The organism is Pseudomonas sp. ICMP22404 (assembly GCF_006227205.1).
Lineage (GTDB): Bacteria > Pseudomonadota > Gammaproteobacteria > Pseudomonadales > Pseudomonadaceae > Aquipseudomonas.
On the sequence record NZ_VCNG01000007.1, the window covers coordinates 160437 to 186936 of the forward strand.

The following is a 26500-nucleotide window of genomic DNA, read 5'->3' on the forward strand; positions in this document are numbered from 1 at the left end:
GCAGGGCTGCACCGCAGCCCCCCCCTCAGCCTAATGCCAATCAGTTAAGCCACAAACCTGTGGGAGCAAAGCTTGCTCGCGATTGCGGTAAGTCAGTCAGCAGCAATGTTGACTGGTTTGCCGTCATCGCGAGCAAGCTTTGCTCCTACAGGTTTTGCGTCGTTTGATCCTTAGCCTCGCCGCAAGACCGCTTCAGCACCTGCGTCTAACGGGGAGAAAGCCACGGACGACCCAGCCTCTTCAAGTCTTCGCTGCACCTGCCGCTATTGGTATAACGATTTTTACCGTATCCCTCGATTGTCTTTGCGATACCTTTGCCTTTCGGCAATGACGTTGGCAAAAGCGCGATAAGAGAACGTAGCGAATGGACGACGGACGAGACGAAAGGCGGGCGGCTGTGTCTGGGCGGGCGACGGTGTCTGGTGACGCGCTGCCGCATATTCTGTTGATCGACGATGTTCCGGAGGACCTCCGTGCCACGCTCATTCTGCTGAACGCACAGCCCTGGCGCATATCCCTGGCCAGCGATGCCCAGCAGGGCTATCAACGGGCCCTGGCATTGCGTCCCGACTTGATCGTGCTGGATGTGCACATGCCGCACATGGACGGCTTCAGCCTGTGCCGACTGTTGCGCGAGGCTCCGTCGACCCGGCAGACGCCCATTCTCTTCTTGTCTTCGGCCAACAGCACCTTGGAGCGCCTGGAAGGGCTGACCGTGGGCGCGGTCGATTACATCCCCAAATCCTGCGCCCCCGAAGAAGTGCTGGCGCGTATCAAGATCCACCTGCAGTTGACCTGGCGCGCGCCGCCAACCTATCAAGCCAGCCCGGCGGACCCGGAGCCCGAGGGCGACGAGATCGTGCTGCGCGCCGCGATGCGATGGATTGAACAGCACCTCGACGACATGCCCTCCCTGGTGCAATTGGCGCAAAAAGTCGGCACCCATGAAAAACGTCTTTCCCGGATATTTCGTGAGCATCTGGGGCTGACGGTGTTCGCTTACATTCGCGATGCGCGGCTGCGTCGTGGCCAACAATTGCTGACCGAAAGTGCTGTGAGCGTGCAAGACGTCGCCGAGCTGGTGGGCTTTCGCAATGCCTGCAACTTCACCACGGCCTTTCGTCAACGCATCGGCATGACGCCCAGTCAGTTTCGCCAGCAAACCCTGGGTATAGCCGATACCGAGTCGGCCGGGCGCGCCTGATGCGGGGCCTGCAATTTTTGTTGCTGGCGATGACGTTGTTGTCCGCCGGCCTGCTGCGCGCGGCGCCTGTGGATATCTGCCAGGCTGAACAGCTGGACGTGATGCCCGCGATGCGGATTGTCGAAGACCCCCAGGCCAGGTTGAGCCTGGAGGACGTTGTGCAACTGCCCGACGAGCGATTCAACACCGCGACCGCGAATTGGCCAGCGCAAGGCTATAGTCGCTCGGCATTCTGGTTGAAGCTGCAACTCACCAATGCAAACGTCGGGGCCTGTTCGCGCCTGCTGGTGATCGGGGCGCCGCGGCTGGAAGACATCCGTGTCTATCAATCTGTCGACGGACACTGGCGCGAGGCCAAGGCCGGCAGCGCCCATCCCCTCGCCGAATGGCCCCAACCGGCGGCGCGTCAACCCGCGTTCCCGGTCGCGCTGGCGGCGGGGCAGGGTACCACGCTGTTCATCCGGGTGACCGGCAGTTTCCAGATGCTGCTGGAGCCGCAGCTGTGGTCCGAACCGGCGTTGCTGCGCAGCGAACAACAGACGTACTTGAGCGACGGTCTGACCCTGGGCATTGTCTTGCTGGTCGTCCCGTTCGGACTGATTGTCGGCTGGATCCTGCGCTCCCGATTGCTGAACGTGAATGCAGGCGCGGTACTGAGCTATATCCTGCTGACCTGCATCGTGAACGGCTACCTGATCTACTGGCCCGCGGCGCTCGGCTGGACGCGCGAGCTGCTGGCGTGCGTCAGCGTGATCTCGTTCGTCCTGTTCCTCGCCTACATGCGTGTGTTGCTACAGGTGGGCCGGCTGCCCCGGATCATTGGCTGGAGCTATTGGGTGCCACTGCTGGGTTGTGCACTTGGCCGGGTCTGGTGGTTGAAGGTCGATCCGGTCCAGGGTGCGCAGATGATCCAGGCGTCGCTCCTGAGTTTCTACGGCGTGCTCCTGGCCACGTTGTTCATGGCGTGGCGCCGACGGCTCACTTACCACTGGATGGCGTGGCTGGTGCCGGGGCTACTGCTTTCGCAGTTGTTGATGCGGATTTTCTTTCCGCAGGAACAGTTGCCCTGGCAGTCGCCGCAAAGCAAACACAGCCTGTCGTCGACCCTGCCCGGCGTGGCGTTGCTGGTGTGCACGTTGATCATGGAAGTCAGCCGCAGCCGGTATCGGGAAAAACACGCCCTGTCCACCCTCGAACAACAGCGCCAGGCCGAGCACGAGCGCCTGGAAAGCACCGTGGCGCTGCGCACGGCACAGTTGCGCGAATCCCTGGCGGCACGCAGTGCGTTGATGGCCCGCATCAGCCACGACCTGCGCTCGCCGCTGGTGCGCATCATCGATTATTCACGCCTGCTGCACGCGGGGCCGAACCACGAATACCCGGCCAATATCGAGCGTAACGCCCGCCAGCAACTGGAGCTGATCGACGAGATGCTCGAGTTCTCCCGTGGGGAACTCGAGCAGATGCAACTGACCCTCGCGCCCGGCTATTTGTATGGGTTCCTGAGGGAAATCGAAGAGGAGGCGGGCTTCCTCGCCGCGCGGCAGGGCAACACCTTTGAAGCCGTTCTGGCGCAGGACCTGCCGGCGCTGGTGGAGGCCGATTTCAAACGGCTGCGGCAGGTCCTCATGAACCTCTTGGCCAACGCGGCGAAGTTCACCCGCAACGGCCAGGTCCGTTTCGAAGTGAGCGCTTCGCCAGGGGCGACCGCTGACACCGTGGCGCTGCGTTTCAGCGTGATCGACAGCGGCATCGGTATCGATCCGCAAGAGTTCGAACAACTGCTGCAACCGTTCCATCGTGGCCGCAATGCGCAACGCTACGAAGGCAGCGGGCTGGGCTTGTCCATCGTCACGCAACTGCTGGAGCGCATGGGCAGCCGGCTGGAACTCCAGGCCGGTGAACAGGGCGGCAGCCGCTTCAGTTTTTGCCTGCAATTGAACTGCGCCGCGGAACACGAGCTGGAAAGCGGCATCGTCGATAGCCATGCCGAGCCGTTCGATGGCCAGGGCCAGCATGTCCTGCTGGTGGACGATGTCGAGCAGAACGGCGAATGGCTGTATGACCTGCTGGCCGGCTACGGGTTTGACGTGAGCCTTGCGACGAGCGGTGAGGATGCCCTGGCCTGCCTCGCGCAGCAGCCGGTCGACCTGCTGATCAGCGACCAGATGATGCCCGGCATGGACGGCTGGGCGCTGCTGCGACGGGTGCGCGAGCACGGGCACGATTGCCCGGTGTTGCTCTATTCGGCGGTTCCGCCCCGCAGGCCGGAGGACTATCCCCAGGACCTGACCTTCGATGCGGTTCTGCTCAAGCCCGCCGACAGCCGTGAATTGTTGGCGTGGGTCAAGGCACTGACGGACTCGGACAGTGTGCGTCGCCCGATGGCTCGGGAGCAATAGCGTGCTCGGTCGGCGTTACCGGCTACTCTTGCTCGGCAGCCTGACGGCATTGCCCTGCACGGCGGCCTATGCCGAACAAACGCCATTGCCGACCACGCCTGGCGTATCACCCGCTCCTCTGGTCCTTGAGGAAACCAAGGTGACCGCTCGCCGCCGCGAGGAAGACCCGCAACAGGTGCCGATCCCGATCAACGTCCTCTACGGCGAGCAACTGGACGAAGCCGGCCTGCACACGCTGCAAGACATCCAGCAGCGCGTGCCCGGGCTGGTGGTGTCCGGGCATGACGCCCGCTATGCCGGCTTCGGCCTGCGCGGTTTCGGCGCGACCGCCTACAACGATGGCCTGGAAGGCAGCGTCGGCACTTACGTCGATGGCGTCTACCAGGCGCGCCAGGGCATGGCCTTCACCGAGTTGATGGACATCGAGCGCATCGAAGTGCTGCGCGGGCCCCAGGGCACCTTGTTCGGCAAGAACACCACCGCGGGCGCGCTGAACATCATCACCCGTCAGCCGACGTTCCAGCCCGAGGCCAACCTGGAGGCCAGCTACGGCGAGCCCGGTCTGCGTGAATATCGCGGGACGGTTTCCGGGGCGTTGCACGACGATGTACTGGCCGGGCGACTGAACGTCTTCGAACGCTCGGTCGATGGACAAGTGGAAAACCTGGAAGACGGCGCCCGCCTTGGTGACGCCGACAGCCAAGGCTTGCGTGGGCAATTGCTGTGGACCCCGAACGCGGACTTCAGCGCGCGCCTGATCGCAGATCATGCCCGACAAAACGAGGCCGGCAACGTGCTTCTGGTCAACCACTACAGCCAGCAGACGCGCAAGCGGGCCCAGTTCGTCGGCTATCCGCTGGCAGAGCCGGACCCTTACCAACGTGAAGTGCGTATCGACGCACCGGGGCACCCGCAGACCCTGCAGAACGGTGTGTCCCTGGAATTGAACTGGGACCTGGACGAGGCGATGCGCTTGACCAGCATCACCGCCTACCGTGACTGGGACTACCGCGCCACCCGCGACGGCGACAGTACCGCGCTGTCGGTGGCTCAGTCCGAGACCGAGTTGGGGCACCGGCAGTTCAGCCAGGAATGGCGCCTGTCCGGCACGGCCGGCTCGTCCATCGACTATGTCGCCGGGCTCTATTACCTGCACCAGCAGCTTGACCGTGATATCGATGTCGAATTCGGCAAGGACGCCGCGTCCTGGTTCGTCGGCGACCAACTGGAGCAATTGCAGAAGCTCTACGGCATCACCATCACCGATCCGCGGCAGGTGCCGCCCCAACTGCTGGACGGCGCCCGGCAACGTTACGACGGCGAGCAGAAGGGCGACAGCCGAGCTGTGTTCGGTCAGGTGTCCTGGCGCCCCGTCGACCCCCTCGAACTGACCGGTGGCCTGCGCTACAGCCAGGAGCGCAAGGACGGTTGGATCTCCCGCGACGTCAGCAACCTCGCCTCGCTGGCCGGACTGCCACCGACGTTCCAGGCGGGCGGCCAATTGCTGCGGGACATCGCCCTCGGGGGGGATTATTACCGCCAGGACTCGATTGAAGAAGACAACGTCTCCGGCCTGCTCAGCGCCAGCTACCGCTTCAGCGATGCCGTGATGGGCTACGTCAGTTGGTCCCGCGGCTACAAGGCTGGCGGCATCAACTTCGACGTGGTCGGCCCGTTCGCCGCGCCCACCTTCGAGCCGGAGCGCGCCACGTCGTTGGAGCTGGGCATGAAGACGCGGTTCTGGGATGAGCGCGCGCTGCTCGACCTCGCCGTCTACCAGACCGACGTCGACAATTACCAGGCGCTCACCTACAGCCCGTCGACATCGGTGTTCGCGCCACCGCTGCGGGACAACCTGATCAACGTCGGCAAGGTGCGCCTGCGTGGCATCGAACTGGACTCGGCCTGGCAGTTGGCCCCCCGGCTTACCGGACGCCTGGGTCTGGCCTGGAGCGACGCGCGCTATCGCAGCTTTCCCAACGCACCGTGCCCGCCGGCCTCGGGCCAGTGGACCTGCGACCTCAGCGGCGACCGGCTCTACAACGCGCCGGAATGGAGTCTCACCAGCGGCCTGGAGCATACCCATCCGCTGCCTTATGGATTGGAAGCCTACAGCGGTGTCGACTACAGCTTCCGGACCGGATACTCCGGCACTCTCGAAGGCGGCGAAGGCAGCTACCAGCCCAGCTACGGCCTCACCAATCTGCGCCTGGGGCTGCGCAGCCAGGACCGCGGGTGGGAAGTGGAAGGCTGGGTGCGCAACCTGTTCGACCGTCACTACGTCACCGCCGTCTATTCGCTGCTCGGCGCCGGTGACTACGGGGTGATGACCGGCAGCGAAAGAACCGTCGGCACCACCGTCAGGCTCCGTTATTGAGGGAAATGAAGCGGGTCGGACAAAACGCCAGGCGGTTGCCGCCGGCCTTTTTCGACAGGTACATCGCCTGGTCCGCCTTGCTGATCAGCGCGTCGATCTCCTGACCGTGCTCGGGGAAAAACGCCACGCCGATACTGGCGGAAATCTCCACCGTCTGGGCGCCGATCAGGATGGGCGCGCTGGCCGCTTGCAGCATGCGCTTGAGCAACGGCTCGCTGTCTTGCACCTCCTCTAGCTCCACCAACCCGGCAATAAACTCATCGCCGCCAAGCCGCGCCAGCGTGTCGCTCGCACGCAGCGTCGCGTTGATCCGCGCCGCGACGATCTGCAACACCCGATCGCCCCAGTCATGCCCGTAACTGTCGTTCAGGGACTTGAAACCGTCGAGGTCGATAAACGCAATCGCCACCTTCTGCTGATGGATCCGCGCCTTGCCCAATGCCTGGCGCATCCGTTCGGCCAGCAGCAATCGATTGGGCAATTGCGTGAGCGCGTCATACCGGGCGTCCCGTTCCAGCAACTGCAGGCGTTGCTTCATCTGAGTCATGTCGCTAAGCAGCACCACGTAATGTTGAACATTGCCGTGGCGGTCATGCACGGCACTGATGCTGACGCGCGACGTCATCTCCCGGCCGTCCTTGTGGCTGCTTTGGATTTCCCCGGACCAGTGCCCATGGAAATCCAGCGCGTTCTTCATCGGCGCATAAAACGCCGCGAGCCGCCGCACCATGCGATGGGAATTCAAGTCCCGGCCCCTGACCTCGTCCTCCCCATAACCGGTCAGGCGCGTGAACGCCTCGTTCACACCGATGACCCGCCCGAAGGGGTCGACCAGCATCGCCCCTTCCCGCGCATGGCTGAACACAGTCGCGGCCAGCTCCGGGCAAATGGCATTGGCCTGCCTGTCCGCGGCATCCTCATCACGAGGCACCGGCCACCGCTCGGAATCGAAGCCCAACCGCGCCAGATAACCGGCCATGAAAGAAAGCGCCCGGTGAAGCCGGACCAGCGCACTCATGGCGAACCTGGACTTGAGGCAATAACAACGGATGAAGGCACGTAGGTTCATGGGGTTTACACGGTGTTGGCGGGTAAGGGGACTGCAAGCGAAGCGGGCATTATCGAGGGGGAGAGGGCGCGGCGACTTTGCTGGAGCGGATGGGAACTTTGCGGGAGGGGATAAAGCGAAAGATTTTTGCCGGGCGGCCAAAAGAAACAGCAGGATCAAACGCTGCAAAACCTGTGGGAGCAAAGCTTGCTCGCGATGGCGGCAGGCCGTTATTGCCGATTGACTACCGCCATCGCGAGCAAGCTTTGCTCCCACGGTTATTGCGTTTTTTACAGATCACTCGCAACCAACTCATTAAAACGATCTTGTTAGCTGTTACTTCTGACAGTAGTCGATGGGTATATCTGATGCTTATATCCCTTTGCGCTGTCTTATTGGCGCCTTGAGTCACAGCACTGAGGGTTCAAACATGAAAACCGACAATAAAAAATCAGATGCCCGCATGGTAGGAACGATTATCGTCAATACGCCATCTTCGGTAACTTTTACAGAGGTCAATGCGACGTTGTTCAATAGCGATGGCAACAACGCCAGTGGCGGATTTCTGCAAGGAGGGCTGAAAGCGTGGAAGCGAGGAAAAAAGGACGACGCCGCGATTTTTATCGGTTTCCCGGCCGCTCAAGCGGGTGGTGACACACAAACGTTTCAATATCCTGGTGATTTCGATGGCCCCTCTATACGGTGGATCTTCATCGACGAGGAGGGGAAGCATCATTCGGTCAGCACCGGGACGATCACTATAGAGTTCGGCAGATTCTTCAGGTTTTTCAGAGGGGTCTATTCTTTCGCTGATACGGAAGGTCAAATTGTCAGAGGGTCGTTTGATGTGAGGTATGTGGAGTAATGGTGTAAACACAGCAGCATCAGGAGACAGCACTTGGCAGCCTGCTACAACCCGGTACCCAATAAGTCTCCTCAATCTGTGGCGAGGAGATTTAGCGAATCGTCGCACCGCCCCGCTGGGGCTGCGCAGCGGCCCCAAACCAACCTTGCATCTGGTGGCGCTTAACAAGCTTGATGCTTAGCCACCCACCGCCAGCACAACCCGGCCAAACTGGGCGTGCTCATCCCGCGGCGTAATCGCCAACAAGTGATCCAGACGAATCTCCCGGCGACCCTCCGCGGTTTCAACGTCGAGAAACTCCTCCCGCGTGCGAGCGGTACGCGTGGTGATCGCGCGGGCTGTCAGGCGTTGGTCGTCAGTCAGTTCGATGTCCAGCGTGTAGCCGTACAGGCAGGCGATCTCCAGATAGTCATGCAAGTCGCAGTTCAAGGGGCGATAGGTGTTCATCTCATTGCCTCGATGGTCATAGCGGTGCTCACCCATTAGGACAACAGCGACCGAACAGGATGGCCCACCTGTCGGTCGCAAGGGCCCAGCGTGATTCAGCGCAGTTGATTCAGCATCGTCTGCAGTTGGCTAATGCGCGCCTCGTCGAGTGGGAACACTGGCAAGCGTGGATCGCCCACCTCCAGGCCCAGGCTGCATAGACCGGCCTTGATGGTGGCCGGCAAGCCGCCCTTGAGGATGAAGTCCAGCAGCGGCAGTTGACGATAGAACAGCGCCCGGGCCCGGCTCAGGTCGTTGGCCAGCACGGCGTCATACAGGTCGAGGTTGAGCTGCGGGATCAGGTTCGGCGCTGCGGTGCACCAGCCCTTGGCGCCGGCCGCGAAGGCTTCCAGGGCCAGTGGGTTGCAACCGTTGTAGAACGGCACCTGGCCCTCGCCCAACAACTGCAGCTTGTGCATGCGCTGGATGTCGCCGGTGCTCTCCTTGACCATGGTGACGTTCGCCACCGCGTTGAAAATCCGCAAGATCAGCTCCACAGACATGTCGATGCCGCTGGTGGCCGGGTTGTTGTACAGCATGATGGGCAGGTCGATGCTGGCGCCGATGGCCTGGTAGTGGGCCAGGATTTCCGCCTCGCTCAGTTTCCAGTAAGCGGCCGGCAACACCATTACTGCATCGGCCCCTTTCGCCTGGGCGAAACGTGCACGGCGTACCGCTTTGGCGGTGGTCAGGTCCGACACGCTGACCACCGTCGGCACCCGGCCGGCGACGCGGGCAATGCTGAACTCGCTGACCTGATCCCACTCCGCATCGCTCAGGTAAGCGCCCTCGCCGGTGCTGCCCAAAGGCGCGATGGCGTGGACGCCGCTGTCGATCAGGCGGTCGATGGACTGGCCCAGTGCGTCCAGGTCCAAGCCTTGGCCGTCGGCGGAGAAGGGCGTGATGGTGTAACCGATGATGCCGTGGATATTGGTAGACATGGCGTGGCTCCTAATGGGTTCAGTTCAGGCAATCGGCGTGTTGGCGCAGGTTCTGCCGGGCGTAGTAGTTGAAGGCGGCGGCGTGACGCTTGGGGCGGGCGATCCAGTCATGGGCTTCGCGACCCAGGTGAGGCAGGATCGGCTTCACCTCGCCGGCGGCCATGGCCAGCAGTTGCAGCTTCGCGGCGCGTTCGATCAGTTGGGCGATGTTGCAGGCTTCTTCCACGGTGGCACCGGTGGACAACTGGCCGTGGTGGGAAAGCAGGATGGCGCGCTTGTCGCCCAGGGCACCGGCGATCAATTCGCCTTCCTCATTGCCCACCGGCACACCCGGCCAGCCCTCCAGAAAAGCGCAGTCTTCGTAGAGCGGGCAGAGGTCCATGTGGGAAATCTGCAGCGGCACCTCCAGCATCGACAGCGCGGCGATATGGGTCGGGTGGGTGTGGATGATGCAGTTCACATCCGGCCGGGCGCGGTAGACCCAGGTATGAAAGCGGTTGGCCGGGTTGGGAATGCCGTGGCCCTCCAGCACCTCCAGGTCTTCATTGATCAGCAGCAGATTGCCGGCGGTGATTTCGTCGAAGCCCAGGCCCAATTGCTGGGTGTAGTAGGTGCCCGGCTGCGGCCCGCGCGCAGTGATCTGCCCGGCCAGGCCCGAGTCGTGACCGTTTTCGAACAGGATGCGGCAGGTCAGGGCCAGCTTTTGTCGTACAGTCCACGTATTATCCGGCAGTGATTTTTGCATCTGGTTAACAGCGTGCTGGACCAACTGGTCCTTGGGCGTCGCCAGTGTCTTGCTCATATCCGTTCTCCTGATTCGTTCTTTGACCGTTCTTGATCCGCGTCATGGAAGCTGTGAAAGGAAGGTGCTAATGACACAAAAAATACTATATGACACAAAGTGTCATTTGCAACCTTTGATTGTCCGTTTCCCAGGAAATGTTGGTTACCTATGTCCATTCGCTTGAAATTGCTCAGGAAAAAACTCGGCATGACACTGGACGTCCTGGCCGAAAAAACCGGGATGACCAAGAGCTACCTGTCCAAGGTGGAACGCGGGCTGAGCACGCCCTCCATCGCCACCGCGCTCAAGCTCGCCAAGGCGCTGAACGTGAATGTCGAAGAATTGTTCTCAGAGGAGAACGTCTCCCTCGACAGCTACAGCCTGGTGCGCAGTGAAGACCGGCGCTCGCTGGCGTCGAGCAGCGGCAGCTCTGAATACGCGGTCCTGGCCCATCAGGTCTCCGAGCGCAGCCTGCTGCCCTTCATCCTCTACCCCGCGACCGAATTCACCGCGCACCACGCGTTCAAGGAACACACGGGGGAGGAGTTTCTATTCGTGCATGAGGGGCAGGTGGAAGTGGATTTCATGAACGAGCGCGTGCTGCTGAATCGCGGCGACGCCTTGCATTTCAATGCGCAGAAGCCCCATCGGTTGCGTTCGGTGGGGGATGTTCAGGCGCAGTTGTTGGTGGTGGTGCATAGCGATGAGGCGGCCGAAAAAGATGAGAACGCGTAGAGGCAACTGATCGTCATGCAGCTCAGGTAAGGACAACCATCAACCGGTGGCGAGGGCGCTTGCTCCCGCTGGGCTGTGCAGCAGCCCTGTAAAGCCCGACAGATGCTCCAGGAGCAAGGGAAAATCACTGGAGAAATTCAATTTGTTGGATCGAACGCCGATAGGATGCGCAAGAATTTATCCCCGAGGGACCGGAGCATGTTTTACCCACGTGAAGCTGAAAAAGATCATCTCTATAACCGCATCGTCCTGCTGACCATTGCTTGCATCTTGCTGTTGTTTCTAGCCTCACTGGCAAAACACTCAGGGACCATTTATGGCGCCATTCGGTGGACCCCTGTCGAAGCGAAAGGCACGGTGACGCATCTGGAAGGCATCCCGATGAATCCCAACGGCGTCATCATTCATTACCGGTATGTCGACAGTGATCAACAGGTTCATGAAGACGAATACTTTGACCAGCGCTACAGCGAACATTACCAGTACAAAGTAGGTGAAGAAATTTCACTGCTTTACTCTCGCTGGTTACCCCAAATCAGCAGCATCGCCACCGAGCTGCACACCAACCGCGCCAGCTTTATCGTTATGGCGGGCGGGGTATTGCTGACGCTGTTGTTCCTGTGGATCTCCTTCAGAACGTTCGGGCGCATTTATGGCATGAAGCAGGAAGACCGCTTCTACTAGAACGGTTGTCGGTCATGGCTACCCGAACCCCTTTTTATCCTGAGAGAAAACCGGAGCGGTCAGAGAGACGTTTTGGAACTCAAAGGTCCCTTCGCTCAGGCGACACGTCATTCATGCCATCGGTATTCCTATCAATGAAAAATCTGTTTCTCGCGTTGCTCTCGGTCAGCCTGCTTTCCGGGTGTGTCACCAAGTCTTTGAGTGTTGAAGACCGCCACCAGATCAAAACCATCAAAATCCTTCCTGTGTACTTTGCGGTGGAAAACTTCAAGTACACGAGCATGACCCAGGCTTGGGGGGCAGGCCTGGGTGCCGGGGCAGGCGCAGCGACTGGCATGGCGGCTGGCGCATCGAGCGCTGGCACGAGCGCATTGACGGGCGCTGGTTCGGTCATGGGCACCAAGACGGCCGATGGCGCGACGGCAGATATCTCTCAAGTGATTCTGAACAACATGCAGGCCCACGGTATCGATCTGGGAAAACTGGTGCGTGAAAGCTTCGAGAAGCGCATTAAGCAAGAAGGTATGTTCACCCTCGTGGCGGAAGGCGAGAAAGCGGATGCCGACGTTGAAATCATGGTCTCGCAGTGGGGACTGAGTCTGAAAAACTACAGCTCCGTGCTTTACCCGGTTATCGGCGTCAACGGCTCCATGAAACGTAGCGGCACATCGGTTTGGCGCAACTTCAATACCATCTCGCCCTTCAACGAAAGCAACACCCTCGCCTACACCCCTGAGCAGTACGCCACCGATCCCGAAGCACTGCGTGCAGCGTTTTCCCGCGTATCTGATCTGGCAGTCGGCAAGCTGATAGAAGACCTGAAGCAGTAACTGCACAGACGAACCGGAGTGCTGCACGCCTCCTCATGGATTAGGAGCTATTAATGACCACTGTCTCGACACTTAAGCAGTACTCGGTAAAAAGCTGGGCTGCTCTTGTAGCAATTGTTGGCTTGATGGCGGGGTTCCCCGCCATCTCAACCTGGTTGGACGACATGAGGGCTGACTACTACAAAAGCCATTTCATTGGACGTTGGACCGAGGAGTTCAGCTATCTCGATGGCGGTGTTCAGTTCGAGTTCAAGGGCATGACCGAGTACTTCGCCAACAACCATTACAATCTGAACGGCGTGATCGCGCTGGTTGGAACAGAGCCTTCGAAACCCTATCGGTTCGAGTACAGTGTTAACGGCGCGGGTAGCTGGAATGCGGATAGCGAGTACCTTTCGTTCACATTGGAGCAAATGAAGACGTTGCCCAAGACGTATAGGGTGGACGGCAAAGAGATCTCGCCTTTGACGGTGGCGCAGTTTGTCGGCTCTAGCATGCCCAACCTCAGTGATATCTACCCGGCAGGGGCATCGGGGCAGGCGCGCATCAAGGAGGTGGAGAAGAACAGGATTGTTCTGGAACAAAGAGCCCTGGACGGCAGGCCATTCATCGTGACCACCCGCCGTCAGGTCGCGCCCTAGAGCTCACATCGCCTTGCGCCTTTGCCTACAACTACGCCAGAATCCGCCGGCTTGTGCGCCTGGGGTGGTGTCGGTAGTTTGGACCTGTCATTGATGGTCAGTGATCGGGTTTAGCAGCTCGCCGAGTTAAGTCGCACAACGCGTCATCAGACGGGAATCCCATTCCTGCACTTGATGGTGGCTGTGCGCAGGGCGTCCTCGGGCGCGCCGATTTCTTAACTCGTCGGTCTGCTAACCTGCGTACAGCCGCCTCCCACTTCGTTTAGCAGCGAGCGGGTCGTGGCCTCAACCAGAGAGTTAAGACCATGGTCAAAATTACACCGAACCCTCCAGTTACAGATACGGACGAACCCACATCCCGTGCCCAGTCTGCCCGCAACAAAAAGCTCGACGACGCGGCCACCCGCGCGTTGGATTACTACCTGAAACCCAAGCCTAAGGGCGAAACGTCTGACAAGTCGGACTCCATTTTTCGGATTGATCCGGGAGTTGATTCTGAGTGTTTGCTTGCGAATCTCAGTGAGAACCTGGCTTCGGCGAATGCCATGATCAGTGATTTGGCGTTTGATTTGGATGGGTCAAGACGGCGTGTTGCGTTGGGGATTTTGCAGGTGATTGAGGTGAGTGAGCTGTTGGCGAATCGAGCGTTGGATATTGTTGAGGTGAGGTAGGGCGGAGGAGCTGCGCCGCCCAGGTTGGAAAAAGGTCTTGCTTGGCAAGGCCTTTTTTGTGCCCGAGGGAGACCCTATTACGCCTTATGAATCAGAGCTGTGAGAGCTCTTGAAGAAATAGGGATACAAGCAGGGATAGAAAAAGCTGTTGGCTGCTTCATAGGCTTTAACCTCTTTCCTTTATAAGCGCCCCTCCTTAGCACGTCGCGCCCCGTGAGCCGAAAGGCGCTCGAACGGAAGCGGATTGACAAAATCACCGGCAAGACCAATTCTTTGAGGCAAAACGCCATTATGAGGCCATCCTTTGCTTCCTCTGCTGAAATGAATCGGATACAGTCATTCTCAAAATATCGATTAGTGACACTTATCGACTACAAATTTTGGTGTTTTGAATGGTTTTGTAGAGTCTAATTTAACCTAAATCTCTCGAGCTAGGGGAAAGGGAAGTTCCATGAGTAAGAATTCTCAGTCATTAAATTTAGTGAGCTTGCCGAAAGTTTTTGAAAGCAAGCCTGGTGAGATTGATGTTGCGCTTCTTAAAAGAATTTGCAATGTTTGGCCTAAGTCATCTAGTCATATACGGGCAATAATAGAAGGTTTTACGGGTGTAAAGCTTAACCCCAGAGAAGATACATATGTTCGTTTAAGTAAGCTTGTCTTTTGGTCGGAATTTAGAAAGTTCTGGGAGTTTGCAAGGAAGTCAGGCTTTCCAACCTTTGATAGGTTGGTTTTTGTTTACATTACGCAGAAGCATAAAAAACTGCACTTCGATGCACCCGAGTTGGCATCTTTTTACGAGAAGAGAGCAAAAGAAAATAAGCGAGTTTTTCCTGTATTAGAAAATATCGGTGTGCTTACAGAACAAATGTGCGCGCCGTCAGTGGATAAGGTCACCGCAGCGTTATTTGCTTGGAGTATGTTCGAGTCTTGTCAGCTCCACTTGTTGGAAACCCCTGAGGAAAGTTCTCTTCAGAATCTTGAAGCAGCACTTCGCTCAAGATTGATCGAAGAGAAGGAGGCCGAGATATTAGAGCTTTTAGACGCTGGTAATTGGGAACTACCTTCAGAGAAGCAAAAGCAGAAAATCGTATCAACTGATGTTCCCGCTTTAAATGATCCGGTTTTTAACGGCGCTACGAAAGCAAAACAAACAGAAACAGTAAATGTATACGTCCATCCTTATCATCTTGAGCTAAGCTCTGATCTTCTTGAAGTTCGTGATGCTGTTAGCAAATTACGTGTCTTCAGTGAGGGGATAGCGCAGAAATCTAGTGCGTTGTTAGTCTCCAATAACATGAAGTCGGTATTGGAGGGGATGCATGAAGCTGTGGAGTCAGCACATGGATTGCTGGAGATAGTTGAGCAGAAGCAGAACAATATAGTATCGATGCTTAAAGATCCGTTGAAGAACGGGTATGAAGCATTGGAGCTAACGGATAATTTATTTATACCAAAGCTAATTAGTTTGAGTGGGTTCAGTGAGTGGGCGGTCGCGGTTGAAAATCACGAAAAAGAAATTGCGCAACGGAAGGAAAAAATCGATCAGATTTTGAGTAAAAGCGCCTGCGCAATAAAGGAGCTTGTGTTATATAAAAGAGATTGGAACGCTATGCTATCCACCGATGAAATCCTGGATAGACTAGTGCGGTTCGCAGAAAATATCGAGAGCGGGATACGGTCAGAGCAGGAGCTTTTTAAGGCTGTCGAAGAGAACTATAAAAATATAGATTGGAATCCTCTGCTGGATGATTCACTCGTTAATGTTTGGCGGAAGCTTGGGCTTTATTTAATCCAGAAGAAATTCATAAACAACATTCTGGGAATCTGCGTTCGTAAGGAGTTCGGACTTCTAAGTGGAGAGTTTGTTGGATTAATAGTTTCCTCATTGAGGGATCAGGAGGGCGCTACTGTATCGGGTATTATTTCCGTAGCAGCGTGGTTGACATTAGGCCAGAAAGAAGAAGTTGCTAAGCAAAACGAAAAGTGCGTGCCAGTGATGGCTTTAGCTCAGCTTCAGGCCTACTTAAATAGCGGTGGCGTAAATAATATCGATCGTTACTCTTATTGGAGTGCCTATCCACTACACGATGTTGTGAGCAACCCATTAACTCTTTTTGATGAGTTTTTCGCTGCGCTCTACATATGTACCGTTGAGTATGGTTCTGAAGTTGATGTTCGGTTCTTAACGCAGTATGTAGCGAAGGCTGTAATAAGAAATGGTGAGAAGCAGAGCAGTTCGAGTGTCGAGTTCGAAATGCGCAACAGGCTGTTTTCTATATTGGAACAGCATCGTAAAGGTGGAAGTAATACTTATGCTCATATCTGGAATCTGGCTTATAGTGAACTTTTTGCACCTTTATACGAGGTCGCTGAAAAGCGTGGGCTATCGGAATTTGTTATGGAGTATAAAAAATTCATTGACGATTTTGAAATCGAGAATCACTTGGCAGGATGGAAGCAAGAGATTCCCGAGCATTTAAAGAAGCGCTCCGAGTACGATAAGTTTATTCGTAATCAGGTTGGTATAAAGATTTTCGAAATTAATGATTGGGTGGGACTCTATCTGATCTCAATCTCAAAAGCTGCATATAGTGAAAAGCCAAAACACGAAGGCTTATTGAATAAGATATGTAAGGTTCTCGAGTCTCCCGATTCAGACGTTGCAATGTTAAAAGCATGGCTTCTCCAGTTGCACGAGAAAAGGGATTGCTTTCAGCATGCGTGTTTTGAGAAAAACCTAGATGGTGCTCTAGATGCTATTTATGAAAGTGATGATGTCAGTGCATTTTTTCCTCGTGCTTTCTCGAAAAGGCTTGAACATAAAAGTGTAATTCACAGTGATATTGTAGCTGATATTATTATATCGGAGGCTGGGTTTAATACTCACTCACAGCTGAGTAAGATCTACGCTGAACGGCAAATGTTTGAGGCTTTTTCTGCGCTTACAAGTGAATCCGATGAAGAGGTCCTTCCGAGTATCGAAAGGATTGTAGAGAAGGATCTTGAAGAGCTTGAGGTCGTCCAGCAATCAAAAATCAATTCCTTAAAAAAACGTGTTGACGCTTTGGGTGCGCTGAATCATGAGCTCGTAAACAGTTTAGATCGCGCGCAGGAATTGTTAATTGCTCATAAGTGGAAAAAACTCGAACGAGAACTGGTAGAAGTTGATCAATATCTTTCGTTGGAGGAAAGTGAGGTTCTCGAGTCGAGAGAACGTAACGATTTGACTTCGAAAATTAAAGCTTTAGGCGGAATAGCAAGTATTAATGATAGTGCGTCGGTGCTGAGAGGGAAGTTAAACGTAATCTTGGAGGAGATCAAGCCCCGTCGATCTCATGTTGAGAAAATCAGCAAGTTGTCATTGGTTCGCAATTTGGATGAGGGAGTGCTTGGCGCGGTTGAAAGTTGTATCATAGAGTTAGATACTAGGCTTCCCTACCCTGATGCCCAAACTTCAGAACTTCTCGCGTATTATTTTCAACAAGCCGTTGATCCGCTTTCACTTGAGCTCAATAGGATCAAAACATTATTACCATCTTATGGAAGAAAGTTAAAACTTCTGACGCTGACTTTTTTACATAATATTGTTGTCGACAAGAAATGTTTGGATGAACATTCGAGTCTAGTGCTCGCATTGATTGATACGGCCGAAATGTGGAAGGACTTAGGTTCTTTAGGTGAGAGCTGTGTCGACACAATATTATCCGTTTTCGAATCCAAAGGACTGGACACGAAGTTAGAGCTGGACGCAGAGATTCTGCCATCAGCACCTGAGCTAACTGAAAAAGTCAGTGCTCCGAGTAAAGAGCGTAATACCTCTGCTGATGAAAGATTTAATGCTGGTCTCGATCATTTGGTTAACAAAGCGAAGCTATTATCTGGTGGAAAAAGTGTTGTTAAGTATCCCGATGAATCGATTTCAAGTCTGATTGAATCCAAACAATGGCTCGAAGTTAGCTCTGACGCGCTCAGAGGAGTTCTTGGAGGTCATACCGAACACTCGGCTAACTGGCTTGAATCATTGACTGATTGGAGTGTCAGTCAAATTCTCCATGATCGACTTTCTTTCAACGTTGCCGAGTATTCGGCATGCCTCTATCTCATCAATACCGTAAAAAACTCCTCTGTAGCTAAGGCAATTACTCCGTCGAAAAATATGAAGGGTATGATCGGCGAAATCGCTTGCGAATTTGTTATACGGCTGCTTGAGGAAGTTTCGGAAGGGGATAGGGCAGATAGCAAGGCGACCTTGGCCGAAAGGATCCAATCTGTCTCTAGCGCTGTTGATTTGATATCGCAGTTTTCAGCGGAGTTTACTGCTGCGTTCACTGTAAAAGGTAACGGTGATAGCGTTGTGATGCGATCCCTTTGGGATTATTTCTCAGGCGACGCGCGACAAGCAGAAGCTCGTGCAGCATTTATGAATATTGCCTGGCGACTACACTGTCCAGCGGTCACTGCTGCTTGCTTGTCTTATTCTCCAATTGATATGGAGCGAAGAAGATCGCTGGCGCTTGCTGACATCGCCAACAGAGCGCTTGTCGATGGTAAACATGAGCTGCTGCAAGGCTTTGTAGACCTGCGTAAAAGTATCCAAGCTAAACCATTCCAGCTATTTGTTGAGATGGTTATGAGGCAAGCGCCAATTCATACAGAGAATCAAGCGCAGTTGTCTATGGCGGGCAATGTTGAATTCGTTAGTGGGGGCGTTTTACGGGGTATTCTAAATATCATCCCTCGGAAAGTGGATTGCCCAGATCTAATAAGCATTCTTTTGAGTCCTACAGCTCCGATTAGATTCAAGGGCGGTGACTTAAGGCTAGAGTTGATAGGACCATTTTTTTTCGAGGCATCTCGTCCTGTTGAGTTTGAACAGCTTGATGAAAATGCAGAACAGTTTCGGATCGAGGTAGATTGCGAATCTACGTCAATTACTGGTAGTCGCGCTAAATTTAGTCAAGTCCTTGAATTTAAAATAGCTGGGCGTGAAATATTTGAGCCTTTAGCGCCCGACTTTATTGACGATGCATTTGACAGCTTCCCTGAGCAACAGATGCGCTATGAGGATTACGTACCTAGGGCGGCGGATGAACAAAAAATCGAGAAAGCCCTATTCAACAGTAAAGTAGTTCGAAGCCTCTGGATATCGAGTCCCCGCAGGTCTGGAAAGACCTCAATGCTGTACAGGATCTTAGACTCATTTTCCCATAAAGTTGGCCGAGATAATTTCGTCATCTACCTTACGATTGACGAAAGTTTTCTGACGGGAATCGACTTCAATAAGTGGATATGGAAGCGCCTTTGCAGCATTCTCGCAAACAAAGAACTGCGCGACCTATTTAGTGATTTTGACGCGATGGGTAAAGGCCTTTCCTTTGATGCTGATGCTGGAACGTTTATCGGACAGTTGTCGGATTTGCTGATGGAGCACGGTCCACAGGGCAATCGGGTTATATTTCTCATCGACGAAATTGACCGCTTTGCTGCAATGTTTTTTGAGGGCGGTAGTAGAAAGAAATTAGCGACTGATATTCTTTGGCAGATACGTCATTTTATCGCAGAGCGCAGGGATATTGGCATTGTCTTTGCAGGCTCTTCGGCCGCCAGAGAGGTCTTCATCAGTAATCCCGAATCGCCTTTTTTTAATAGTATTGAGCACCTAGAGCTATCGCCGTTTTCGACTCGCACGAAACAGCAAGAAGTTAGCAGTAGACAGATTATTGAACCAGGGCAAATCCGTTATCGTCATGTGATCTCTAGGGAAAGTCTAGAGCATCTAGTTTGGGTGTGCTCAGGCATTCCTTACTACATGAAGCTCGTAGCTGGAGCTACTTATGCAGTAGCAACTCAATCACACATTCTTGTTTCTGATGTGAACGCAGGACTTCGGGCGCTTTTGTCAAAGAATACCGGTATATCTAAGCTCGATGATATGGGGGGAGACCCAGGCGCGGATGATCTAAGAACAACGGTAACGCTTGAGCGAAACAGCGACGGCGTATTGGTTAGAGCTGTACTTTATGCTGTTGCAGATCTGCATAGCCCTATAAGCGGACATAGGGTGTTGAGAGGTCGAGTAAGTTCGAAGGAAAGCAAGCTTTCCCAACATTATCGACTTCCAAAAGAAATGATTGAACGAGGAATTGAGATTTGCCTAAAACTGGGTCTTCTTAAGCTCGCTGCGTCCGAATCCTCACAGGAACTCTTCTTTGCAATCCCAATTCTGGGCGAATCCTTAAGAAATTCTTCAGCTCGACACTGGGCGTTGGTTGATCATGAGTTAAGCGCGATATCGGCAAACGTATTGGAAGGAACCAAACAATGAAGCTCCCCGGAACGCATATTATGTTGTGCAAGGAAATAGTTGAATCTTGGCTGAAAAAGCGGAGCAACTACATTGTGGTTTCGCCTCCGATGTGCGCATCGCGCCATTTTTTTAAGCACCTCTCTCACGATGAGGTTATCTATTCTTATATAGGTTCTAGTCTCCACTCGTTATGCATCGCAAAGATGGATACGGAGGACTTTCGTAGTGAGATAGTCTTTGCTCATAAGGTTGCGCAAAAGTGGGGTGTGGTTGAGTCTATAAATTTTTCAGAAAGTGATCCCGTTACCCTCTTAAATGCAGCTACTATTGCAGTAAAAGAACGCAATAAAATTCCTATTATTATAATTCATAGGTTTCATGAGGCTCTTGAGAATCTTGGTGAAAGTATCGGGACGGTACTGAGGAATCTAGAGCACGATATGGGACTTAAGACTGTAGTGGAGTTGCCTATTTCGCTTCCAATTCTTCGCGAACGATGGGAGTTGGCGAATAAAACTAAATCACCTTTTCTCGCCTCCGACTGGGGGCAAGGGCACCGCAGCAAGTGCCTCAAGGGCTTAAATGAACATGAAGTTGCCGCTGTGCTTGTTGAGCACGGGGTTAATGCTGAATTTGCGCTGGATGTTCAGCGCATTACTGGTGGGTTAGCTGAAATAGTTAACGATCTGGTCGAGGACTTAACTCGTATGAATCGGGGGGGGCTCGAGCCTTACATTAGGAGCCGAGCAAGGGAGTTATGTGAGCGCCTCATTGACTGGCTTGACGCTTCCTCGGACAGTCATACTTACAAGAAGCTTGTTGCGAGGTCAGTTGCTAATAAGCTTGATAGCAAAGATGCAGCGACGTTACTTAGTCATGACTGGGGAGGTTTGATTCTAGGTAGGGATGGCTCCTTAATTTTCAAAATGTTGGGTTGGGAGTGTTTGGCGAGACTCTCGTCAGTGGTCGATAATCCTGCGGTATCGTCGTTAGATGAGCTTATTAATAGTCGTAATTATAATAAAGCGATAGAGCTTATAGGCCTCTATGAGGGCGCTGACGGGGTGGATGCCCCTGCGTGGGCTTTAATGAGGAAAATAACCTCCGCGTGCAAAATTTTAGATAATATTTTTGGGAATGATGAGGATTGGCGCCACGCTAGGGACTTAATCACAGAGCTACAATTACTGGATCAGCAATCACGACTCGGTTTTGGTAGCTGTATTGAGTCACTAGTGCGCTGGTTGCCCTTGGCTGAATTGATGTGTGATTATTTCTTAAGGTCCAGAGTAGATAATAATCTTCGTTTTGAGCAGTACGTATGTGGTGAGATTGCGGTCAGAGGTTCGTTAGCGTTCTGGCAGCTGTTATATTTGCGTCTAGAAACAGCTAAAGATATGCCTGCATTCCAAGCCCTACAGTCCGTTATTACTCATCCTGAGTCGATGCTGCAAGTTTATGCTAGAGATAAATTGGATCTTTGTTTTTGGAAGGCAGAAAAATTATCTGATGAGGAAGTTAAGCAGATTTCAGAATTTGCCAAAATTCCTTTTCGCGCGCCCGCCAATAATGCTGTTTTGGGTTTTGCAGAGCTGATATATATAAGCTCTTCTCGCGAAGCGAAATTGCCACCGGAGCTAAGATTGGTATCCGGTTTTGACGAAATGCAAAAATTTTTGAAATCGTACGAGCTCCGAAAGCGGCAAGTGCATAGTACCTCTTTTGTAAGCTCAAATGATTGGATCAACTATTCAGAACTATGTAGTTCTATGTTGAGCAAACTCGCCAAGCTGTATGGGGAGAGCCCAAAAAACGTTATTTTACCGCCTGCGCAAACTCTTCTGTCTAGCGCGATAAATTCCTTGAAGGCGATTTCCAGAGCGTAGGAATAGCTGGTACTCGTACTCGAAAAAAGACGGACACGTTAGGAGAAAGTCTAGCTGGAGGAAAGTCGCTAGTCTGATAACCCCCGTGAAAAAAGGGGACGGATTTATTTTCCATGGCTATGGTTGAGCTGGTCCGTCTCCTTTGTTACCTAGATTGGCTTGGCATAAACGCCCGGCGCTCGGTATGTCTAGCGGTAGAGTATTAGTCTCCCCGTGCTTTTCCTCGTTTAAGCAGCTTGGATACGCGTGTCGCAGCGACCCATGCAAATTGGCCTGAACCGACCAGCAGGCACTTCAGTACACGAAGGCACTGACCCAGACGATGCCGTGCCCCCCTAAGAATTCGACGCCTATCAGCCACAGGCCGTGCATCAATCAAACACAGCTTGGTAGTCGCCAATGCCACTTTTGCGCCGACCGCTACGGCGACAGCAAGGAAGTACAGCCAACGCTGATTCTTGGCTTTGTCATGTTGGCTGACTAGCGCCGACAACTGCTTCAAGGAAGGCTTGGCACCGGCGAGCCAGGGAATGATGCATTCGCTGGCTAAGGCTACGGTATGACTGCTGATGTTTTTGTCTACGAGTCCCGGCGGACCATCAGGATTGACCGAGCAATAGCCACGGGGAACGTATTCGCAGGTGCTGGAGAGTGGCGATGAGCGTGACATGCCATTAGAAAAGTATTTCACGGGGCACAACCGCTGGTTGTAGTCGTTGATTTCTTTGCGGATGGCGATCACATCCTCGTCGCTTATGGTTCTTCTTGTCGCGGCGTAAAACCCTTTGGACTCGTTCGGTGCGAAATCTATGAAGTAGTTGGCTTCACCTTCCTTGATGTAGGTAAAGGTCCACTGTGAAACGCTGCTCCACCGGCATGACTTCAGGCTATCCAGACCATTAGCTCTGCAGTAATCATCGTAGCGCTTGATCTGGCTCAGCAGGAAGGCGCTGGCGTCCTGAATGCTCGCTGTCGCCTCCTTCAGCAATGCAGCGTCTTCATTGGCGCCGTTGTCCGCCACGAAAAACACTGCTGCGACCAATGCCAGCGGAAACCAGAAGTGATCGTATATTTGGCGGAAGCGTTCGGTGAGGTTGAGGTTGTCATAAATAAGAACCATGGCACCCCATCCGGCGAGGGCGCAAAGCATCAACAGGGGAATCAGCCCGACTTCGCTGCCCAGTTTCCCGACGCCATTGATGCTGTAACGGATGGGCAAGTAATTGATGTTTGGGAGAAAGCCCAGGCAGTTCAACGCACCCGGTAGGAGCAAGAGTACGAAGAAGATGAGCACGCCTCGCTTCTTGCCCACTGTATAGGCCGCTGATGCCAGCAAGGGAATCAGCAGCAGTGACCGCATCACCAGGTAGCCGAGCGTGAACATTAGCACTGCTTCATCGGGCGACCAGTAAGTTCCGGTGATTTGCCCGGCGTCGTTACGCCCGGTGAAAGTCGAAGATACGACGCCGAGGCCTTCCAGGATCTGGTGCAGATTGTAGGCTGCGCCGTGGAGAAATTTTACGTAAGGGTAGAGGAACCCCTCTATCGAAAACGATATCAATTTGAGTCCTTCAATTCTTCAGCCAAAGGGCGGAGAAGGCGTGACCGCCGCAAACGTGCTATCCATCTCTGCTCGGTCGTAATCCAGTAAATACTTTTGATGCTGACAGTACAGCTGCCTGAGCAGCGTCCCGTTAGGCCCAACGACATCCATGCCTCTGTCGTCATAGGGGAAGACCATTACGCGTTGCGGCAGGTTGAATAGATACAAAACGCAGTTGAATTGCGGCTGGATCGGAGCAAGGTCTTTGGCCAAGGCTCCCCAAAGCAACGTTTCAAGGCGGGAGATGGGGAGTTTGAAAGCAACGTTAATCCAATACTCTGGTTGATCTTCGCTATACCACTCGTCAGCGGCTATATCCTCGCGCCAGATTGAACGCATAGAGGGAATGGGTATCCCGGCTGATCGCAACGCGCGAAGCTCTGGCCTGTGGATGAAATGACTTCCGTTAGAGTAAGCGCGCAGGCAGACGACGAGCTCGTCTTCACCACGGAAAATGTCATTACAGATTCTTGTCGCTTTGCGGAGCGCGGTTAGAAACTGATCAATCACTCCGCCGGGCTCGGAGAGTTCAAAGCGCAAGCCGCCGGGATAGGAATAGAACAGTGGTCTGGCGAATGTGTTGCAGCCAAAGATCCGCTCGATTTCGATTTGTAGGTTCACGTGTGTCCTTGGCAACTCTTCAACCGTTTCCATGGTTTAGATAATGCGATGGGATGTTACGGCGCCTCGGATAGTGGGTCGATGACCTTGAGTGCCGCACCGCTAGCCGTCGAAGCGTTCTTGCAGTCAGTCGAACTCCACATTTGGCGCGAGCGATGGATGCTCAAGGCTCAAGTCTTCAAGGCACCGTTGCATAAGCTCAGCATCTTTCGGCAAACGCCTGCACAACACATCCCACCCGGAAATTCTCAGGTGCACGGGCATTTCCACCAATCCTGTAATTGCGTCCCAGAAGGCATCCCAGTTACAGCCGTACCAGCCCGGAAATCCGAGCGCATCGCTCAAAGTGGAATGCAGTTCCTTGGCATTCATCACTCCGTTTAGGTCTATCTGCACGAGCTGTGGGCGGGTCATCGTCCGAACCTAAATAGCGTTGTTCAATCTGCAACGCGGAGCGTCGCGGGATGCGTTACCACTCGGAGCGTGGGAACGATCGGTGTCGTTCTGCTTCGGCATCTCGCTCACTGAATGTCTTTCAGATAACCCGTAAGCGCCATGAGCGGAGCATCAAACTGTTCCATCGACGGCGCAGCACTGAAATCCGCCGCCAGTCGATTCAGCTCCCGCCCCAGCACCGTATCACCACCGCCAAGCGCTTGCAGGGCCAGCTCCAGGCAATGTTCCACCTTTTCCCGAATTCCTTCGATATCTCCCTTGCGCACCATCAACCCAAATACCTCCCGCTCATAATCCGCCATCAACGGATCATCCCGCAGAATCGGGCTATGGTCCTCTGCTTCATAAACCAGCTTGAGGCAATAAAGGGCGACGGTTTCCAGCAGCAATTCCATGGGGTGAAATCCTTTGTAGCCGGGAGTGAGGGTGGAGTTAACGGTTTAGGTGCCGAGAGCCGCGACGGGGTCAATCTTTGGGCGCCGCAATGACATTTTTGTGAGCGCTTTGCGCTCAAGCGGGAGCAAGCTCCCTCGCCACAGGTTCCTACTGGCCACAGATTCTTCCTTGCCAGAGGTTTGGTGGTTGGGGCCGCTTTGCGGCCCAGCGGGGATGAATCCCCTCGCCACAATGGATTGGGTGATGGGTGGGATCACGGCAAGTCCACTTTCCTGCAGACGAAAAAAAAGACCTTGAATTTCAAGGTCTTTCTTTAAGATGGTGCCCCGAGGGAGACTCGAACTCCCACTCCTTTCGAAAACGGATTTTGAATCCGCCGCGTCTACCAATTCCGCCATCAGGGCTCAATGGCGGCGAAGTATAGAGAGGTGCCTACCGTTGGTCAATCACGTTTCATGGTGAATTTTTGATATTTCCGCTAGACTTTCCGGCCCTGCTAGACGAACCCCATCATGCGTGTTGCTGACTTTACCTTCGAACTCCCGGATTCGCTGATCGCTCGCCACCCTCTGGCCGAGCGTCGCGCCAGTCGACTGTTGACCCTGGATGGGGTCAGCGGTGCCATGGCTCACCGTCAATTCACTGATTTGCTTGAGCATTTGCGCCCGGGTGATTTGATGGTGTTCAACAATACTCGCGTCATTCCCGCGCGGTTGTTTGGCCAGAAGGCCTCCGGCGGCAAGCTGGAGATTCTGGTGGAGCGGGTGCTGGACAGTCACCGGGTGCTGGCCCATGTGCGCTCCAGCAAGTCGCCCAAGCCGGGGTCGTCGATCTTGATCGACGGTGGCGGCGAGGCGGTGATGGTGGCGCGGCATGATGCATTGTTCGAGCTGGCGTTTGCCGAAGAGGTGTTGCCGCTGCTCGACCGTGTCGGGCACATGCCGTTGCCTCCTTATATAGACCGCCCGGACGAAGGTTCGGACCGCGAGCGCTACCAGACCGTGTACGCCGAGCGCCTGGGGGCGGTGGCGGCGCCGACGGCGGGGCTGCATTTCGATCAGCCGTTGCTGGAGGCGATTGCCGCCAAGGGCGTCGAGACCACGTTCGTGACGCTGCACGTCGGCGCTGGTACGTTCCAGCCGGTGCGGGTGGAGCGTATCGAAGACCACCACATGCACAGCGAATGGCTGGAAGTGAGCCAGGACGTGGTCGATGCCGTGGCGGCCTGTCGCGCTCGCGGCGGGCGGGTGGTGGCGGTGGGGACCACCAGCGTGCGGTCCCTGGAAAGCGCTGCCCGCGATGGCGTGCTCAAGCCGTTCAGCGGCGACACCGATATCTTCATCTACCCGGGCCGGCCGTTTCATGTGGTCGATGCCCTGGTCACCAATTTCCATTTGCCCGAATCCACGCTGTTGATGCTGGTTTCGGCGTTCGCCGGTTATCCCGAAGCCATGGCCGCCTACAAGGCCGCCGTCGAGCATGGTTACCGCTTTTTCAGCTACGGTGATGCGATGTTCATCACCCGTAACCCCGCGCCACGCGGGCCCGAGGAAACAGTATGAG

The 26500-nt window shown here is 54.5% G+C and carries 20 protein-coding genes and 1 tRNA gene; 12 read left to right on the forward strand and 9 right to left on the reverse strand.

All coding sequences use genetic code 11. The features are described from left to right. Positions 1-364 precede the first annotated feature (364 nt). Genes FGE05_RS14480 through FGE05_RS14490 form a run of 3 tightly spaced genes read left to right on the forward strand, consistent with a single transcriptional unit; the run spans position 365 to position 5983 of the window. The gene (locus FGE05_RS14480; RefSeq protein WP_249776304.1) at positions 365-1204 is read left to right on the forward strand and encodes a helix-turn-helix domain-containing protein; all 840 of its coding nucleotides are present in this window, start codon (positions 365-367) and stop codon (positions 1202-1204) included. Continuing rightward, positions 1204-3606, forward strand: coding sequence for a 7TM-DISM domain-containing protein (locus tag FGE05_RS14485; RefSeq protein ID WP_139645939.1), 2403 nt, complete (start codon positions 1204-1206; stop codon positions 3604-3606). Before FGE05_RS14480 ends, FGE05_RS14485 begins: the two co-directional genes overlap by 1 nt. A gap of 1 nt (position 3607) precedes the next feature. Next, positions 3608-5983 carry a TonB-dependent receptor gene (locus FGE05_RS14490; RefSeq protein WP_139645941.1) on the forward strand — a complete coding sequence of 792 codons (2376 nt, stop codon included), beginning with the start codon at positions 3608-3610 and terminating at the stop codon, positions 5981-5983. Here the strand turns inward: FGE05_RS14490 and FGE05_RS14495 are convergent. Then, positions 5967-7052 carry a sensor domain-containing diguanylate cyclase gene (locus FGE05_RS14495; RefSeq protein ID WP_139645944.1) on the reverse strand — a complete coding sequence of 362 codons (1086 nt, stop codon included), beginning with the start codon at positions 7050-7052 and terminating at the stop codon, positions 5967-5969. The two genes, FGE05_RS14490 and FGE05_RS14495, sit on opposite strands and share 17 nt — an antisense overlap. Positions 7053-7461: 409 nt before the next feature. On the opposite strand from FGE05_RS14495, the gene FGE05_RS14500 reads away from it, so the two are divergent. After that, a complete protein-coding gene (locus tag FGE05_RS14500; RefSeq protein ID WP_139645946.1) occupies positions 7462-7896 on the forward strand; it encodes a hypothetical protein in 435 nt (144 codons plus the stop codon). A gap of 177 nt (positions 7897-8073) precedes the next feature. Here the strand turns inward: FGE05_RS14500 and FGE05_RS14505 are convergent, their stop codons facing one another. The 3 genes from FGE05_RS14505 to FGE05_RS14515 all read right to left on the reverse strand — a co-directional run bounded on the left by FGE05_RS14505 (position 8074) and on the right by FGE05_RS14515 (position 10125). Continuing rightward, positions 8074-8343: a Rho-binding antiterminator gene (locus FGE05_RS14505; RefSeq protein WP_139645948.1), complete on the reverse strand. Its 270-nt coding sequence runs from the start codon at positions 8341-8343 to the stop codon at positions 8074-8076. 95 nt (positions 8344-8438) lie between these two features. Continuing rightward, positions 8439-9323, reverse strand: coding sequence for a dihydrodipicolinate synthase family protein (locus FGE05_RS14510; protein ID WP_139645950.1), 885 nt, complete (start codon positions 9321-9323; stop codon positions 8439-8441). A 19-nt stretch (positions 9324-9342) separates the two neighbouring features. Further along, entirely contained in the window at positions 9343-10125 is a 783-nt protein-coding gene (locus FGE05_RS14515) for an aldolase (protein WP_024777027.1), read from the reverse strand. A gap of 150 nt (positions 10126-10275) precedes the next feature. Here FGE05_RS14515 and FGE05_RS14520 point away from each other — a divergent pair, with 150 nt between their 5' ends. The 7 genes from FGE05_RS14520 (at position 10276) to FGE05_RS14550 (ending at position 21861) form a co-directional block, all read left to right on the forward strand. After that, positions 10276-10842 (forward strand): helix-turn-helix domain-containing protein, encoded by a 567-nt coding sequence (locus FGE05_RS14520; protein ID WP_139645952.1) that lies wholly within the window; start codon positions 10276-10278, stop codon positions 10840-10842. A 198-nt stretch (positions 10843-11040) separates the two neighbouring features. Beyond that, positions 11041-11526, forward strand: coding sequence for a DUF3592 domain-containing protein (locus FGE05_RS14525; RefSeq protein WP_176563012.1), 486 nt, complete (start codon positions 11041-11043; stop codon positions 11524-11526). A gap of 134 nt (positions 11527-11660) precedes the next feature. Next, complete coding sequence (locus FGE05_RS14530; RefSeq protein WP_139645954.1) at positions 11661-12356, forward strand: hypothetical protein; 696 nt, start codon at positions 11661-11663, stop codon at positions 12354-12356. A gap of 53 nt (positions 12357-12409) precedes the next feature. Next, positions 12410-12997, forward strand: coding sequence for a hypothetical protein (locus FGE05_RS14535; protein WP_139645955.1), 588 nt, complete (start codon positions 12410-12412; stop codon positions 12995-12997). 305 nt (positions 12998-13302) lie between these two features. Then, positions 13303-13668, forward strand: a complete 366-nt coding sequence (locus FGE05_RS14540; protein WP_139645956.1) for a DUF6124 family protein — start codon at positions 13303-13305, stop codon at positions 13666-13668. A 451-nt stretch (positions 13669-14119) separates the two neighbouring features. Next, on the forward strand, positions 14120-19993 hold the full coding sequence (locus FGE05_RS14545) for a hypothetical protein (RefSeq protein WP_139645957.1): 5874 nt from the start codon (positions 14120-14122) through the stop codon (positions 19991-19993). Continuing rightward, entirely contained in the window at positions 19990-21861 is a 1872-nt protein-coding gene (locus tag FGE05_RS14550) for a hypothetical protein (protein WP_139645958.1), read from the forward strand. Before FGE05_RS14545 ends, FGE05_RS14550 begins: the two co-directional genes overlap by 4 nt. A gap of 202 nt (positions 21862-22063) precedes the next feature. On the opposite strand, the gene FGE05_RS14555 is transcribed toward FGE05_RS14550, so the two are convergent. From FGE05_RS14555 to FGE05_RS14575, 5 genes are all read right to left on the reverse strand, one after another. Further along, positions 22064-23422: a hypothetical protein gene (locus FGE05_RS14555; protein WP_139645959.1), complete on the reverse strand. Its 1359-nt coding sequence runs from the start codon at positions 23420-23422 to the stop codon at positions 22064-22066. A gap of 18 nt (positions 23423-23440) precedes the next feature. After that, positions 23441-24085, reverse strand: coding sequence for a DUF3885 domain-containing protein (locus tag FGE05_RS14560; RefSeq protein WP_257225653.1), 645 nt, complete (start codon positions 24083-24085; stop codon positions 23441-23443). 126 nt (positions 24086-24211) lie between these two features. Then, on the reverse strand, positions 24212-24499 hold the full coding sequence (locus FGE05_RS14565; protein WP_139645962.1) for a barstar family protein: 288 nt from the start codon (positions 24497-24499) through the stop codon (positions 24212-24214). A 107-nt stretch (positions 24500-24606) separates the two neighbouring features. Next, a complete protein-coding gene (locus FGE05_RS14570; RefSeq protein WP_139645964.1) occupies positions 24607-24936 on the reverse strand; it encodes a hypothetical protein in 330 nt (109 codons plus the stop codon). A 320-nt stretch (positions 24937-25256) separates the two neighbouring features. Continuing rightward, positions 25257-25341, reverse strand: a tRNA-Leu gene (locus FGE05_RS14575). A gap of 108 nt (positions 25342-25449) precedes the next feature. On the opposite strand from FGE05_RS14575, the gene queA reads away from it, so the two are divergent. Then, positions 25450-26499, forward strand: a complete 1050-nt coding sequence (queA, locus tag FGE05_RS14580; protein WP_053192626.1) for a tRNA preQ1(34) S-adenosylmethionine ribosyltransferase-isomerase QueA — start codon at positions 25450-25452, stop codon at positions 26497-26499. Position 26500: the final 1 nt, after the last annotated feature.